Annotated in this window: 16 protein-coding genes; 9 read left to right on the top strand and 7 right to left on the bottom strand. The window is 62.6% G+C overall.

Annotation, left to right across the window (positions count from 1 at the left end; genetic code table 11):
* Positions 1 to 129: 129 nt before the first annotated feature.
* The 4 genes from C4J91_RS15550 to C4J91_RS15535 form a co-directional block, all read right to left on the bottom strand.
* Entirely contained in the window at positions 130 to 1,380 is a 1,251-nt protein-coding gene (locus C4J91_RS15550; protein ID WP_124363150.1) for a ribonucleotide-diphosphate reductase subunit beta, read from the bottom strand.
* Between the two features lie 225 nt (positions 1,381 to 1,605).
* Complete coding sequence (locus C4J91_RS15545) at positions 1,606 to 2,322, bottom strand: ABC transporter ATP-binding protein (RefSeq protein ID WP_124363149.1); 717 nt, start codon at positions 2,320 to 2,322, stop codon at positions 1,606 to 1,608.
* Positions 2,319 to 3,140 carry an ABC transporter permease gene (locus C4J91_RS15540; RefSeq protein ID WP_124363148.1) on the bottom strand — a complete coding sequence of 274 codons (822 nt, stop codon included), beginning with the start codon at positions 3,138 to 3,140 and terminating at the stop codon, positions 2,319 to 2,321. The genes C4J91_RS15545 and C4J91_RS15540 overlap by 4 nt, the downstream gene beginning before the upstream one ends.
* A 10-nt stretch (positions 3,141 to 3,150) precedes the next feature.
* Positions 3,151 to 4,107 (bottom strand): aliphatic sulfonate ABC transporter substrate-binding protein, encoded by a 957-nt coding sequence (locus C4J91_RS15535; protein ID WP_124363147.1) that lies wholly within the window; start codon positions 4,105 to 4,107, stop codon positions 3,151 to 3,153.
* Between the two features lie 315 nt (positions 4,108 to 4,422).
* Between C4J91_RS15535 and C4J91_RS15530 the strand changes: the two genes are divergently transcribed.
* Complete coding sequence (locus tag C4J91_RS15530) at positions 4,423 to 4,638, top strand: molybdopterin-binding protein (RefSeq protein ID WP_003173733.1); 216 nt, start codon at positions 4,423 to 4,425, stop codon at positions 4,636 to 4,638.
* Between the two features lie 20 nt (positions 4,639 to 4,658).
* On the opposite strand, the gene C4J91_RS15525 is transcribed toward C4J91_RS15530, so the two are convergent.
* The 3 genes from C4J91_RS15525 to C4J91_RS15515 all read right to left on the bottom strand — a co-directional run bounded on the left by C4J91_RS15525 (position 4,659) and on the right by C4J91_RS15515 (position 7,504).
* A complete protein-coding gene (locus C4J91_RS15525) occupies positions 4,659 to 5,132 on the bottom strand; it encodes a hypothetical protein (RefSeq protein ID WP_124363146.1) in 474 nt (157 codons plus the stop codon).
* Positions 5,133 to 5,427: 295 nt separating this feature from the next.
* Positions 5,428 to 6,573 (bottom strand): MalY/PatB family protein, encoded by a 1,146-nt coding sequence (locus C4J91_RS15520; protein ID WP_124363145.1) that lies wholly within the window; start codon positions 6,571 to 6,573, stop codon positions 5,428 to 5,430.
* A gap of 79 nt (positions 6,574 to 6,652) precedes the next feature.
* Positions 6,653 to 7,504 carry a LysR substrate-binding domain-containing protein gene (locus C4J91_RS15515; RefSeq protein ID WP_124363144.1) on the bottom strand — a complete coding sequence of 284 codons (852 nt, stop codon included), beginning with the start codon at positions 7,502 to 7,504 and terminating at the stop codon, positions 6,653 to 6,655.
* A 243-nt stretch (positions 7,505 to 7,747) separates the two neighbouring features.
* Here C4J91_RS15515 and C4J91_RS15510 point away from each other — a divergent pair, with 243 nt between their 5' ends.
* From C4J91_RS15510 to C4J91_RS15475, 8 genes are read left to right on the top strand one after another with little or no spacing between them, the layout of a single operon-like run.
* A complete protein-coding gene (locus C4J91_RS15510; protein WP_124363143.1) occupies positions 7,748 to 8,569 on the top strand; it encodes a transporter substrate-binding domain-containing protein in 822 nt (273 codons plus the stop codon).
* Between the two features lies 1 nt (position 8,570).
* On the top strand, positions 8,571 to 9,377 hold the full coding sequence (locus C4J91_RS15505) for a transporter substrate-binding domain-containing protein (protein WP_124363142.1): 807 nt from the start codon (positions 8,571 to 8,573) through the stop codon (positions 9,375 to 9,377).
* On the top strand, positions 9,370 to 10,791 hold the full coding sequence (locus C4J91_RS15500; protein WP_124363141.1) for an FAD-binding oxidoreductase: 1,422 nt from the start codon (positions 9,370 to 9,372) through the stop codon (positions 10,789 to 10,791). The genes C4J91_RS15505 and C4J91_RS15500 overlap by 8 nt, the downstream gene beginning before the upstream one ends.
* Entirely contained in the window at positions 10,788 to 11,990 is a 1,203-nt protein-coding gene (locus tag C4J91_RS15495; RefSeq protein ID WP_124363140.1) for an aminotransferase class I/II-fold pyridoxal phosphate-dependent enzyme, read from the top strand. The genes C4J91_RS15500 and C4J91_RS15495 overlap by 4 nt, the downstream gene beginning before the upstream one ends.
* On the top strand, positions 11,987 to 12,712 hold the full coding sequence (locus C4J91_RS15490) for an amino acid ABC transporter permease (RefSeq protein ID WP_124363139.1): 726 nt from the start codon (positions 11,987 to 11,989) through the stop codon (positions 12,710 to 12,712). The genes C4J91_RS15495 and C4J91_RS15490 overlap by 4 nt, the downstream gene beginning before the upstream one ends.
* Positions 12,702 to 13,385 carry an amino acid ABC transporter permease gene (locus C4J91_RS15485; RefSeq protein ID WP_124363138.1) on the top strand — a complete coding sequence of 228 codons (684 nt, stop codon included), beginning with the start codon at positions 12,702 to 12,704 and terminating at the stop codon, positions 13,383 to 13,385. Before C4J91_RS15490 ends, C4J91_RS15485 begins: the two co-directional genes overlap by 11 nt.
* A complete protein-coding gene (locus C4J91_RS15480; protein WP_124363137.1) occupies positions 13,372 to 14,196 on the top strand; it encodes an amino acid ABC transporter ATP-binding protein in 825 nt (274 codons plus the stop codon). The genes C4J91_RS15485 and C4J91_RS15480 overlap by 14 nt, the downstream gene beginning before the upstream one ends.
* A 16-nt stretch (positions 14,197 to 14,212) precedes the next feature.
* Positions 14,213 to 14,806, top strand: a complete 594-nt coding sequence (locus C4J91_RS15475; RefSeq protein ID WP_124363136.1) for a cysteine dioxygenase — start codon at positions 14,213 to 14,215, stop codon at positions 14,804 to 14,806.
* Positions 14,807 to 14,846: the final 40 nt, after the last annotated feature.

Here is a 14,846-nt window from a genome sequence, read left to right as displayed (position 1 = left end):
ATGAAACACCGCGTTCCCAATGTGGAGGGGGCTTGCTCCCGATAGCAGTGGTTCAGTTAAAGCACCTGTGACTGATACACCGCTATCGGGAGCAAGCCCCCTCCCACATGTTGGATCTGTGCTGTTGAATCAATCCCAGCTCAGCGCGCCGCCGGTCTGATACTCGATTACACGGGTTTCGAAGAAGTTCTTCTCTTTCTTCAAGTCCATAATCTCGCTCATCCAAGGGAACGGGTTAGTCGTTCCTGGATACTCTTCCTTCAACCCAATCTGCGACAACCGACGATTCGCGATGAACTTCAGATAGTCCTCCATCATCGCCGCATTCATGCCGAGCACCCCACGCGGCATGGTATCGCGCGCATATTCGATCTCCAGCTGGGTCCCTTGCAGGATCATCTGGGTCGCTTCTTCCTTCATCTCGGCATCCCACAAATGCGGGTTTTCGATTTTGATCTGGTTGATCACATCGATACCGAAGTTAAGGTGCATCGACTCATCGCGCAGGATGTACTGGAACTGCTCGGCCACGCCGGTCATTTTGTTGCGGCGGCCCATGGAGAGGATCTGGGTGAAGCCGCAATAGAAGAAGATGCCTTCCAGCACGCAGTAGTAGGCGACCAGGTTGCGCAGCAGTTCCTTGTCGGTGTCGACGGTGCCGGTTTCGAACTTCGGATCGGAGATCGAACGGGTGTACTTCAAGCCCCAGGCCGCTTTCTTGGCGACCGATGGAATCTCGTGGTACATGTTGAAGATCTCGCCTTCATCCATGGCCAGCGATTCGATGCAGTACTGGTAGGCGTGGGTGTGGATCGCTTCTTCGAAGGCCTGGCGCAGGATGTACTGGCGGCACTCCGGGTTGGTGATCAGGCGGTATACGGCCAGCACCAGGTTGTTCGCAACGAGGGAGTCGGCGGTGGAGAAGAAGCCGAGGTTGCGCATGACGATGCGGCGCTCGTCGTCGGTCAGGCCTTCGGGGTCTTTCCACAGGGCGATGTCGGCGGTCATGTTGACCTCTTGCGGCATCCAGTGGTTGGCGCAGCCGTCGAGGTACTTCTGCCAGGCCCAGTCGTACTTGAAGGGCACGAGTTGGTTGAGGTCGGCGCGGCAGTTGATCATGCGTTTTTCGTCAACGGCGACGCGGGCGGAGGCGCCTTCAAGTTCGGCGAGGCCTTCGGCGACGTCGAGTTTGTCCAGGGCGGCCTTGGCGCGCACGATGGCGGCGGAGTCATTGGCGGTGACGGCGCGGGCTTCGATGGCGGCAGCAGCGCCGGCACCGTCGAGGCGGTCCATGTTGGCTTCGGTGGCGTGGCCGGCGTTGGCGCCTTTGATCACGGGGGCAATGCTGTCTTCGCTGTCGACTTCATCCCAACTCAGCATCGAAATACTCCTTCCTGTTCTGTTTTGACGGTGCGTGAAACCGTCCAAAAATATGCGGTTTGCAGGCTTCAAGGCATTGAAATACGGCGCATAGTGTGGTCGGAAATACCGAGCCTGCACACTATGTAGTGGTGTTATGTGTTTGTGGGCACACTATATGGTGTGTGACAGCGATGGTCAACGCACAAGTCGGCGCCTGAGCGTTGAACGCTGGAGGGGAGTCCGTCAGATGACGTGGGCGTGTTGCAACTCGGTCAGGCACAGCGCCTTGAGCCGAGCCAGGGACGGATCGCGCCGGTCTCGCGGGTGCGGCAAATCCACCGCCAGCACCTGGCGAATGCTGCTGGGCCGATCGCCCATCACCAATACCCGGTCGCTGAGGTACAGCGCCTCGTCCACATCATGGGTCACCAGCAGCAAGGCGATAGCATGGTGTTCGGCCAGTTGCAGCAGCAGGTCCTGCAGCTTCATGCGCGTGAACGCATCCACGGCGCTGAACGGTTCATCCAGCAGCAACACCTGCGGCCGTGAATACAGGCCACGTGCGATCGCGACCCGTTGCGCCATGCCGCCGGACAACGCCTTGGGCAGCGCCTGGGCAAAACCCGTGAGGCCGACTTCTTCGATCAACTGCGTGACCCAGGCCTTGTCGTAGTGATTGTCCGCGCTGAAGCCGATGTTTTGCTCCACCGTAAGCCAGGGCATCAACCGTGGTTCCTGGAACACGAAGGCCACCTCGCCGTTGGGGCTGTGCAGTTCGCCCTGGTAGTCGTTGTCCAGTCCCGCGACAATGCGCAACAAGGTGCTTTTGCCGCACCCGCTGGGCCCCAGCAGGCTCACGGCTTCGCGCGGTTGCAAGGCCAGGCGCACATTGTTCAAGACGGCGGCGCTGTCGAAGCTTTTGCGCACAACGTGAATGTCCAGCAGCGGTTGCACACTCATTTTTCGGCTCCCTGGAAGGTGTCGCGCCAGGCCAGGCAGCGCTTTTCCAGTGCCGCGAGCAGGCCATCGCTGACCTTGCCGAGCAGCGCCAGTACGATGATCGCCGCCAGCACGATATCCGGCCGCGAGGTTTCCCGCCCATCGCTGAGCAGGTAGCCCAGCCCTTTGGTGGCCGCGATCAACTCTGCCGCCACCAGAAACATCCAGGCCAGGCTCAGGCCGCTGCGCAACCCGGTAAACAGGCCGGGCAGCGCCGCCGGTAAGAGGATGCGACGTACCAGGCGGCGCCGATTGAACCCATACATTTGCCCGACTTCCACGAGCTTGCGATCGATATCGCGGATGGCCGCAACGCCATTGAGGTACACCGGGAAGAACGCGCCAATCGCGATCAGCACGACCTTGGAGGTCTCGTCGATGCCCAGCCACAGCAGCAGCAATGGCACCCAGGCCAGGCTCGGGATCGAGCGCAACCCGGCGAAGGTCGGCTCCAGATAGGCCTCGGCTTCGCGGCTCAAGCCCACCCAGGCGGCGAATACCAAGGCCAGGCTCGCACCAATGGCAAAACCCAGCAGCACCCGCACCAGGCTGGCGCTGATGTGTTTCCACAGGGAGCCTTCGGCGAGGTCCGCCAGGGTCACGGCGATCTCGCTGGGCGCCGGCATCTGGTACGACGGCAGCCAGCCCACGCGCACCACCGCCTCCAGCACCAGCAGGATCAGTACTGGCAACACCAGGCCCTTGAGCCGTTGCGGCCAGGCGCTGCGCTTGATCTGTCGTGGCGGGGCGAGTGGCAGGGCTTGGGTTTTGCTGGTCATCACGCGCTCCTTAGCGGCCGAACGAGGTGTCGAGCAACTGGTCGATCACCTGGTCCACGTTCACCCCTTTGCGAACCAGCTCTTCGGACACCAGGATCGGCGCGGCGGCCTTGGAGGCGAGCACATCCTTGCTGCTCAAGAACGGCGTGCTCAGGTCGGTACGCGACAGCTGCAGCTTGGCCACTTCCAACGGCAGGCCGGATTCATCGGCGAGCAGCTTGGCGAACTCATCCGGGTGCTTTACCGCCCAATCCCGGGCCTTTTCATAGGCGCCCAGTACCGTGGTGATGGTCTGCGGATGCGCCTTGGCGAACTGCTCGGTGACGCTGACCACGCCGTAGCTGTTGAAGTCCTTGTTGCGATACAGCAGGCGCGAACCGGCCTGTATCTGGCTGGCGGCCATATGCGGGTCGAGGCCGGCCCAGGCGTCAACGTCACCTTTTTCCAGGGCGGTGCGGCCGTCCGGATGCTGCAGGTGCACCAGTTCCACATCGTCCTTGTTCAGCCCGGCTTGTTGCAGGCTGCGCAGGGTGAACAGGTAGGGGTCGGTGCCTTTGGTAGCGGCGATTTTCTTGCCCTTGAGGTCGGTGACGCTGTTGAAGGGCGAATCCTTGCGCACCACCAGGGCCGTCCACTCGGCGCGGCTGTACACATACACCGATTTGATCGGGCTGCCGTTGGCCCGGCTCAGCACCGCGGACAAACTGGCGGAAGAGGCGAAATCCACGCCGCCGCTGTTGAGGTATTCCAGCGAACGGTTACTGCCCTGGCTCAATACCCAGCCTACCTTGGAATTCGGCAAGGCTTGTTCAAGCCAACCAAAATGCTTGAGCACCAGGCTGACGGGCGAGTAGTAGGCGTAGTCGAGATTGACTTTTGCGGGATCGGTTTCGGCGGCCTGGGCCAGCGGTTGCAGGCACAGGGCGAGGGCGCATGCGCCAAGTAAGCGTTGGGCAAAGGGTTTCATGGAACAGCTCCGGGCACGTGGGCGTTTAGAGTTTTCTTATATTCAGAAAATTAATTCGCATGTTCCATCATGCGTTTCAGGAATATGCAGTCTCTGTGCCATCTGCGTTGTCGCGCGTTTGCGCCTGTGTGCCGAGTGGAGGCTGTGGCGGATGCAGGCAGATTGTTGAAGTGCTGTTGGCTGGGCAACAGTTTGTATATATCTATATCGAATAAATAAAGAGTTATATATTCCTTTTAATGTTCTTATCGAGAGCGCATTTTGAGTGCCTGCGCATTCGTGCGGATTGACTCAACAGCCAAAAGGAAAACCGACATGACCATTAAAGCGATCAACGTGCGCAACCAGTTCAAGGGCGTGATCAAGGAAATCCTGCTGGGTGAAGTGGTGTCGGAGATCGACGTGCAAACCGCATCCGGCATCGTCACGTCGGTGATCACCACCCGCTCGGTGCGTGACCTGGAGTTGAAGGTGGGCAGCGAGGTAATTGCCTTTGTGAAGTCTACCGAAGTGTCCATCGCCAAGCTTTAAAAAGCCTCAGGCGGGCGCTTTCAGTCGACGCGATCAAACACGCTGGCGACGTCTTCGCGACTGAGTACCCCTTTACCGGTTCCGTCGAGCAATTTGAAGGTGCCATCGGCATTGATTGTGATGCCGGTGGAACTGGCCAGGGTCACTGCCGCGCCTGAGTGGCCGATGAGCAGGTCCCGTAGCGGCTGCTCGCCGTGCAGGGTTTGCCCGATGGTCGTTGCCATGCCTTGCAGGGAACTTGAATTCACCCCGGCTACCAGAATCACATGACTGTTCTTGTCCAGCGATGCCTGCAATCTGTGCATCAACGCTCGAGTATCGCTATTTCCCGGATTCAGGCCCAGTTCCAGATTGCTGCCGGTAAGATGCATCAAGGTGCGATTCTGGTAGGTGGATCCGTTCCAGCCGGTGAGCACTGCCAGCGCCGAGCAGTCCGACAACCCGCGGGTAGCGAGCGGGTCGTGGCCTCTATTCAAAGAGACTGACCGGCCCATTTCAACCTCCACAGACTTGATGTCTGAACGCGCGCCGGGCGGGTTAGCCAGTGGATGTTTCAGCCCCACAAAGCGCGTCAATTGATGTGATGCGGTGGAGGCAGCGGCCTCTAGAACCGAGCCCGTTGGTGCAGGTTCTTGCGGTGACTGGTTCGGCTTGAATGATTCTGTGAATTGCACAGGGCCGTTGGTTGCAGGGCGTGTCGACAGCATAGGGCGCAAAGCTCCGAGAAGGTTCAGCGGCACAAGGGGATTGCCTTGAGTGCTGAAAAAGCCTTCTACGGTTCCAGCCCATTCAGCGGTTTTTCAGGCTGCGTTCCATACGTTGCAGGCCCTCTTCCAGCATCGACCGTGGGCAGCCGAAGTTCAGGCGCACGAACTGCTGGCTGTCATCGCCGAACTCAATGCCGGCGCTCAACCCGACCTTGGCCTGTTCCAGGAAGAACTGCTGCGGATCTTCCAGGCCCAGGGCGCTGCAATCGAGCCAGGCCAGGAATGTACCTTGTGGCGCATGCATTACCACGCCGGGCAGGCGAGTGTGCACGGCATCGAGCAGGTAATCACGGTTGGCTTGCAGGTAATGCTTCAGCGCGTCGAGCCAGGCGCCGCATTGGCTGTAGGCGGCGCGGGTGGCTTCCAGGCCCAGGGGGCTGACGCTGTCGACCATGCCGCAACGGGCCTGGTTGAAACGCTCGCGGATTTCGGCATTCTGCACCACGGCAAAACAGGTCTTCAGCCCGGCCACGTTATAGGCCTTGCTCGCCGACATCAGCGTGATGGTGCGCTGGGCAATCTCTTCGCTGAGGCTGGCGATCGGGATATGCCGACGGCCGTCAAAGCACAGTTCGGCATGGATTTCATCGGAGATGATCAGCGCACCGCTTTCCAGGCAGGCATTGGCCACGGCCAGCAGTTCTGCATGGGGAAAGACTTTGCCGATGGGGTTGTGCGGGTTGCTCAACAGCAGCGCACCGGCGCCGCTCAGTGCCTGGCGCAGCGCCGGCAGGGGCGTGCGGTATTCGCCCTCGATCCACTCGAACGCTACTTCGATGCGTGGCAAATTCCAGTGCCCGGGCGCCAGGCGAATCGGCCGGTAGTTGGGGGTTTGCAGCACCACCGGCTGGCCTGGCTGGACAAACGCGTGCAATGCCATATTGAAACCCGGCTCGACGCCCGGCAGGAACAGCAGCTCATCCGGTTGCACGCGCCACGCGTACTTGGCCCACAGGTCGGCGATGATCGCCTCGCGCACATCCGGGCCGGCGACGCTGTAGCCGAGCACCTGCTGGTCGAGGCGCGCATGCAACGCTTGAAGGATGGCAGGTGGGGCGGCGATGTCCATGTCGGCGATCCACATCGGCAAGACGTCTTGCGGGTAGCGGTTCCACTTGGTGCTGCCGGTGCCGAGGCGTGGGTGGATCGTGTCGAAATCAAAGCTCATGGAGGGGCTCGTATCAGGAAGGCGGGCAGTATAGGGCGGTGATTCTAACGGGATAACATCCCGTTGCCAGCAGCGTGTTTTACAAGCCCTGGCTGCCACGAATCAAGTCATAGGCTTTCCTGGCAATCGGGTTGGCCGTGTTGGGGCGGATCCAGAGGTAATACGTCACCTCCGGCAGGCGCGGCAGCCCGTCCGTTTCGCCCAATACGCGCATGTCCGGGCCAAGCATCTCCATGCTGCGCGGCGTCACCCCCAGCCCGGCACGGGTCGCCGCCTTGATCCCGATCAAGTTCGACGCCAGGTACGCCTGGCGCCAGGCAATATTGGCCCGCTCCAGTGCCTCCAGTGCATAGCGCCGGTAGATGCTCGGCTCATCCACCAGAATCAATGGCAACGGTTCGCTGGGCTGATGAATGTACTGCGCCGAACAAATCCACCAGACCGGCGAGGTGCGCAAGGCAAACCCCTCCAGGGTGGGGTCGGAGCGGGTGGAAATGACCATGTCGACCTTGCCCCGGTGCAGATCGTCCATCAGAAACGGGCTGCGCCCCACATCGATTTCCAGGCGCAGGCGCGGCGCGGAGCGGGCGATGTGGCTGAGGATCGGCGGCAGGATGGTGTCGGCGATATCGTGCGGCGAGCCGATACGCAACACGCCGCTCAGGCTGCTTTCACGCAGGGAATTGAGCACCTCGTCATTCAGCGACAGCATCTGGCGCGCGTGGCGCAGCAGCTGCAGTCCGGGCTCGGTCAGTTGCTTTTGCCGCCCGCGCTTCTCGAACAGGCTGACCCCCACCTGCTGCTCGAGGCGCTGCATATGCTGGGTCACGGAAGATTGGGTGCGGGCCAGGTGCAGGCCGGCTTCGGCGAAGCTGTGGTGATCGACCACGGCGATAAAGGTGCGCAACAGTTCTAGGTCGAGGGTCGACATGGCCGGTTCCGGAGGCGGTTTTATATCAACGGTGTGAAGTTAAACATTACATTTTTTTATGTATGAGGGAAGCCTGTTTTTATTCAGTCCAGCAAAGCATGGCTTATTCCGCAATCGAAGGTGGCGCCTCAAAGTAAAGTTATAACGATATGAGATATTTGCATTTCCGTTGCTCGCCCACTCTCCCTAGCATGCCCCTCCATCAGGTCGGGGCTACGCCGATCATTCGCCAGGGGAAATCCAATGAAGTTGAAGAAATGGTTGCCGGTGGCCCTCGGGTCGATGATCGCCCTGGGCGCCAGCGTGGCGGCGCAGGCCGATGCGACCCTGGACAAGATCGAGCAGCGCCATGTGCTGGTGGTGGGCGTGCTGTTGTCCGGCGGGCCGTTCGGCAGCATCGACCCGACGACGCAGCAGCCCAAGGGCCTGAACGTGGACCTGGCCAACGAACTCGGCCGCCAGCTCCAGGCCCAGGTGCAACTGGTGCCGGTACTGCCCGCCAACCGTGTGCAGTTCCTGCAGCAGGGCAAGGTTGACCTGCTGATCGCGAACATGGAATGGACCGCCGAGCGCGGCGAAATCCTCGGGTTTGTGCCCACTCCGTTCTACCGCGTCGGCGGCGCCGCGGCCGTACTCAAGCGCAGCAAGATCGCACGCTGGGAAGACCTCAAGGATCAGCCGGTGTGTACCTCCCAGGGCAGCAGCTATGTCAAATCGCTGACCGAATCCGGCGCGCAGATCAAGGCGTTCAAAAGCTCCTCCGAATCCCTGCTGGCCCTGCGCGGTAACAATTGCGTGGCGGCGGTGCATGACGCCACCCTGATCAACCCGCTGATTAACGACAGCGCCGAATGGCAGGACTACCGTGTCATCGGCCCGGAACTCAACCCGGCGCCATCGGTGATCTGGACCCGTCGCGGCGAAAGCGACACCCAGGCCAGGCTCGACCCGATCATCAAGCGGCTGCACGGCAGCGGCTGGCTGATCGAAGCCCAGACCCGCAACCGCATCAGCCCGGCCTCGCCGGCGCTGGTGGAGTTGCAACAACAGTTCAAGGGGGCCTGACATGCCGTTCAAAAGCCTCCTCGCGCTCGGCCTGGCCCTGTGCGCAGGCGTGGCCCATGCCGACGCCACCCTCGACAAGATCGGCCAGCGCCACGCCATCAGCGTCGGGGTGATCCTCAGCGGCCCGCCGTTCGGCACCCTCGACCCCAAGACCGGCGAGCACCTGGGTTACAACGTCGAACTGGCCAAGGCCGTCGGCCAGGCGCTGGGCGTCGAGACCAAGACCGTTTCGGTGCTGGCGCCCAACCGTGTGCAGTTCCTGCAACAGGGCAAGGTCGACATTCTGATCGCCAATATGCAGTTCACCGAAGAGCGCGCCGAGATCCTCGACTACGTGCCCACGCCGTACGAAGAAGTCGGTGGCGCGGCGTTGATTCGCAAGGGGTCGGGCATCAAACAGTGGGCCGACCTCAAGGACAAGCCGGTGTGCGTGTCCCAGGGCAGCAACTTCATCAAGCCGTTGCAAGACACCTACGGCGCGCAGATCAAGGCGTTCCGCAGCCAGTCCGAATCGCTGCTGTCGTTGCGCGGCAATGGGTGCGTGGCGGCGGTGCACGTCAGCCCGACCATGCACGCCTTGCTCGGCGACGCCGAGTGGGCCGGTTATGAGATACCGCTGCCGGGTGACCTGATTCCCTCCAACTCGGTGATCTGGATTCGCAAGGGCGAGCACGACACCCAGGCCAGGCTCGATGCCATCGTGAAGGGCTGGCATAAAAGCGGCTTCCTGATTGCCCTGGGCGAGCGCACCGGCATGGCGCCGTCCCAGGCCCTGCGCGATTTGCACGAGCAGTACAGCCATGAGTGATGCGCTGTTCGCCACCCTGCAGCAACTGCTCGGCAGCGCCCATGTGCAGAGCAGCGCGCAGGCGGCGCAGTACCTGACCGACAAGCAGGGGCGCTACACCGGCCAGGTCGTCGCGGCGGTGCACCCGGCCAACACTGACGAAGTGGCGGCGGTGGTGCGTGCCTGCGTGGCATTGAAGGCGCCGATCGTGGTGCAGGGCGGCAACACGGGGCTGATGGCCGGCGCTACGCCGGATGCCAGCGGGCGTTCGGTATTGCTGTTGCTGGACCGAATGAACCGCGTGCGCGATGTCGACACCGACAACGACACCCTGACCGTGGAAGCCGGTTGCATCCTGCACGACGTCCAGGCCACGGCGCGCGCGGCCGGCCGCCTGTTTCCCCTGAGCTTGGGCGCCGAAGGCAGTTGCACCCTCGGCGGCAACCTCGGCACCAATGCCGGTGGCACGGCGGTGCTGCGCTACGGCAATACCCGCGAGCTGACCCTGGGGCTGGAAGTGGTTACGGCCGAAGGCGAGATCTGGCATGGCCTGCGCGGTTTGCGCAAGGACAACACCGGCTACGACCTGCGCGATCTCTACATTGGCAGCGAGGGCACCCTTGGCATTATCACCGCCGCCACCTTGAAGCTGTTCCCGCAGCCCTTGGCCCAGGCCACGGCGCTGCTGGCGTTCGATGAACTGGCCCAGGCCGTCGCCTTCCTGTCCCATGCCCGCGCCGGCTTCGGCGCGAACCTGACTGCTTTCGAATTGCTCTCTGCCGATTGCCTGGCCCTGCTGCGCGAGCAGTTCCCCCAAGGCCCGCAGCCGTTCAAGAGCGCGCGCCAACCCTGGTTCGCCCTGATCGAACTGTCCGACAACCACGGCGAAAGCCATGCCCGCGAAGCCTTCGAACACGTCTTGGGTGAGGCCTTCGAACACCGATTGATCAGTGATGCGCTGATCGCCGAGAGCCTGGCGCAGAGCCAGGCCCTGTGGCTGCTGCGCGAAAACATGAGCGAGGCGCAGAAACGCGCTGGGCGCAACATGAAGCACGATATCTCGGTGCCGATTTCCCAGGTGGTGGCGTTCGTGGCCCAGACCGATGCGTTGTTGCAGCAGCACTTTCCCGGCGTGCGCCACTTCACCTTCGGCCATCTGGGCGACGGCAACCTGCATTACAACGTGGCGCATCCGCTGGGTTCGACGGTGGAGGCGCACATGGCGCACTACGCGCAGTTGAGCGCGCTGGTGCACGACAGCGCCCACGCCCACGGTGGCTCGATCAGCGCCGAGCATGGCATCGGGCAGCGTAAGGTCGGCTTGCTGGGGCGCTACAAAAGCGCGGTAGAGCTGGACCTGATGCGCCGCATCAAGCAAGCGCTCGACCCGCACAACCTGCTCAACCCAGGAAAAGTCCTCGAGGTGCAGCCATGAGCGTACGCCTGTCTCGGCGCGTGCAGCGGGTGTCGCTGTCCGCCAACGCCGCCGCCAAATCCCGCGCCACCGAGTTGCGCGAGGCCGGGCGCGACATTCTCGATCTCACCACCGGCGAGCCGGATTTCGACACCCCGGAGCCGGTCAAGCAGGCCGCCTATGCCGCCATCGCCGCCGGCGCGACCAAGTACACGCCGACGCCGGGGGTGAAGGCGTTGCGGCTGGCGGTACAGCGCAAGCTCGCGGCTGAAAATCGCCTGGACTACCCGCTGGCCAGCATCGTGATCGCCAATGGCGCCAAGCAGATCATCTTCAATGCCTTCGCCGCCACGCTGGATGATGGCGACGAGGTGCTGGTGCCGACGCCTTACTGGCCGTCGTTCCCGGACAGCGTGCGTTTCAACGGCGGCGAGCCGGTGTTTACCGAATGCGGCCTGGAGCAGGGCTGCAAGTTGTTGCCGGCCCAACTGGAACAGCACCTCACCCCGCGCACACGCTGGTTGATTCTCAACAGTCCGGGCAACCCCAGTGGCGCGGTGTACAGCGAGGCCGAGCTGACGGCGTTGGCTGCGGTATTGCGCCGCCATCCCCAGGTGCTGATCCTGCTGGATGAACTGTATGAACATATTCGTTTCGACGGCCACCCGGCGCAGAGCCTGTTGAATGTCGCTCCGGACCTGCAGGCGCGTTGCCTGCTGGTGGGCGGCGTGTCCAAGACCTACGCCATGACCGGCTGGCGTATCGGCTTCGGCGCCGGGCCGCAGACGCTCACCGACGCCATGACGGTGGTGCAGTCGCAATCCACCTCCGGTGCTTCATCGGTGGGCCAGGCCGCCGCGTTGGCGGCGTATTCCGGCGGGCTGGATTTTCTCGCGGAGCAGGTCGCCACCTATCAAGCGCGTCGGGACAGGCTGGTCCAAGCGCTGAGACAGGTCGACGGCCTGGAGGTGCTCGAACCCCAAGGCGGTTTCTTCGTGTTTGTGCGCTGCGCCGGGCTGCTGGGACGCTTGCGCCCGGATGGCCTGCGCCTGGAAGACGACGCTGATGTGGTCGCCTGGCTGCTGGAACAGGGCGTGGCGGCGGTGGCGGGCAGCGCCTATGGCCTGTCGCCGTGGTTTCGCCTGTCCATCGCCACGGCGACCGACAGCGTTGTCGAGGCCGGACGGCGTATCGCCAGCGCCTGCGAGCAGTTGCGATGATGGAAGTGTTCGTGCACTGGGCCGCCGGTATCGGCCTGAATTACAACTTCCTGCTCGATGCCTACCAGCGCGGCTCCCTGGTGCAAGGGGCGTTGACCACCGGCCTGCTGTGCCTGTTCACGGTCATCGGCAGCCTGCTGGCGGGCATCGGCCTGGCGGCGATGCTCACCTCGGGCAACCCGTGGTTGGCCAGGCCTGCGCGGGTATTCATCGAAGTCACGCGCAATACGCCCACCCTGGTGCAGCTGTACTGCGCGTTCCTGGTGCTGAACATGCTGCTGACCCAGGCGGTCGGCGCGGCCAACCCGCTGACGCCGTTCGCCTGGGTGGTGATCGTGATTTCCCTGCACAAGGGCGCGTTCCATGCCGAGGCCTTGCGCGCCGGCATCGAGGCGGTGCCCGCGGTGACGCTGGAGGCCGCCAGTTCCCTGGCCTTCAGCCGCCGCCAACTGCTGTGGAATGTGCAACTGCCGCTGGCGCTGCGCTTTGCCTTGCCGTCGCTGATCAACAACCTGATCGACCTGGTGAAGATGACGGCCGTGGCCTCGGCCATCGCGGTGGGCGACATCACCTACGCGGCGATCATGATCTGGACCCAGAGCGACAACGTGCTGGAGCTGATGATCCTGATCCTCGGCTTTTTCGGCCTGCTGAGCTTTATCGTCAATTGTGTGGGGCGCTGGCTCGAAGCGCGCCTGAGGATGCCCGGCTATGGCCACTGATTCATTTGCGGTGCTGTCGGCCTTGCTACAATGGTCGCCGGCGCTGCTGGCCGGTTTCGGCCAGAACATTCTGATCAGCCTGCTGGCGATTGCCATCGGTTCGGTGCTGGGCCTGTTGATCGGCGCGCTGGCGCTGTCGCCCCTGGGGTTTGTCGCACGGCTGTGGGTGCAGGTGTTTCGCAATGCGCCGTGGCTGGTGTTGATCTATTTCACCACCTACGTGTTTCCGTTCGAGATCCACATTGGCAACAGCTACGTGTCGTTTCCCGACTGGGTCAAGGTCACCCTCGGCCTGGCGCTGCCGGCCAGCGCCAACGTGGCGGAGATCTTTCGCGGCGCCATCGGTTCGATCCCCAGCACCCAGTGGGAAGCCGCGCGCTCGCTGGCCTTTACCCGTGGCCAGTTGTTCCGCTCGATCATCCTGCCGCAGTGCTTCAAGCGCATGTTGCCGCCCTGGATGAACCTTTATGCCGTGGTCACCATGGGCACGGCACTGGCCTCGCTGGTGGGCGTGCATGACGTGATCGACACCGCGCAGATCGCCAGCAACACGGTAAACATGACCGGCTTCACAGTGGTGATCTACCTGAGCCTGTTGGTGCTGTTCTTTGCCTATTGCTACCCGATCTCCCGTCTCACCCAACACCTGGAGCGCCGTTATGCCTTCTATTGAACCCTTGGTGAGCCTGCGGGATGTGCACCTGTCGTTCGGCGCCAACCCGGTGCTCAAGGGCATCAACCTTGAGGTACTGCGCGGCCAGGCGGTGTCGATCATCGGCCCGTCGGGCTCGGGCAAGTCCACGATCCTGCGCTGCATCACCGGGCTGCTGCAGCCCCAGCGCGGCAGCATCCGCGTGGGCCAGACCCAGGTCGACACCCTGGCCCAGGAAGCCCAGCGCATCGAGCTGCGCAAGCGCGTCGGCTTTGTGTTCCAGCAGTACAACCTGTTTCCGCACCTGTCGGTGCTGGAGAACCTGGTGATCGCGCCGCGCAAGGTGCTCGGGCGCCACCGCGCCGAGGCGGAAAAAGACGCGCGGGCGCTGCTGGCCAAAGTGCGCATGGAGCACAAGGCCGATGCCTACCCCGGCCAATTGTCCGGCGGCCAGCAACAGCGCGTGGCGATTGCGCGCGCCCTGGCGATGCGCCCGGAGCTGATCCTGTTCGATGAAGTGACCTCGGCGCTCGACCCGGAAACCGTCGGCGAAGTGCTGACGGTGATCCGCGAACTCACCGAAGAGGGCATGACGTGCGTGCTGGTCACCCACGAAATGCGCTTCGCCGAAGAGATCAGCGATGTCGTGTACTTCACCGAACACGGGGTGATTGTCGAGCATGGCAGCGCCGCACACATCTTCCAGAACCCGGCCAACGAGCGCACCCAGACGTTCCTGCGCCATGCCCTGGGCGACGCGGGGCGTCGTGGCCCGATTGCCCACGACCCGTACCTGCTGGCCAATTTGAGCCGCTACAGCCTGTCTGTCTGACCTGAGGAAATTCGTCATGAGTACCGAAAACCGTGCCGCCGTCATCGAAGCGTTTTTGCAACAGGTCCGTGTGATCAACCAGCGTGGCGTAGACCGCGCAGCGCTGGTGCAGATCGTTGGCCTGCTGGAACGCCTGGCCGAACGTCGCGACCTGTTCAACTTCGACCAATTCCCCGCACCGGTGCCGGGGCAGGGCAGCACGGCGTTCCGTTATCGCCTCAACGATGACGGCGACACCCCGACGCTGTACCTCAACTCGCTGTTGCCGGGCAAAAGCACGATCCCGCACAACCACGAGACGTGGGCGATCATCACCGCGATTGAAGGCCAGGAAATCAACTACGTCTATGGGCGCAGCGACGCGGGCCGCGAACCGGGCTTCACCACCCTGACCCTGGAACAGGAAGTGATTGTGCAGCCGGGCACCTCGATCTCGTTCCTCGGCGAAGATCTGCACGGCATAAAGGTTGAAGGCGAACAGGCGACTTTGCATTTCCACCTCTACGGCCTGCCCTTGGAATCGTTGAACGGCCGTTACGGCGTGGAAGCGGACGGCCGCATCCTCAACTACAACGCCTCGCAGATGGCACCGTCGATTCGCGCCTACTGAGCGTTCCTCGCCCTAATGCCAGTCATTTAAGCGAATGGGG

Origin of the sequence: Pseudomonas sp. R3-52-08 (assembly GCF_003851745.1) — a bacterium.
GTDB lineage: Bacteria > Pseudomonadota > Gammaproteobacteria > Pseudomonadales > Pseudomonadaceae > Aquipseudomonas.
Note: the sequence above shows the minus strand (reverse complement) of the source record. Positions and strands in the feature narration are given on the sequence as shown.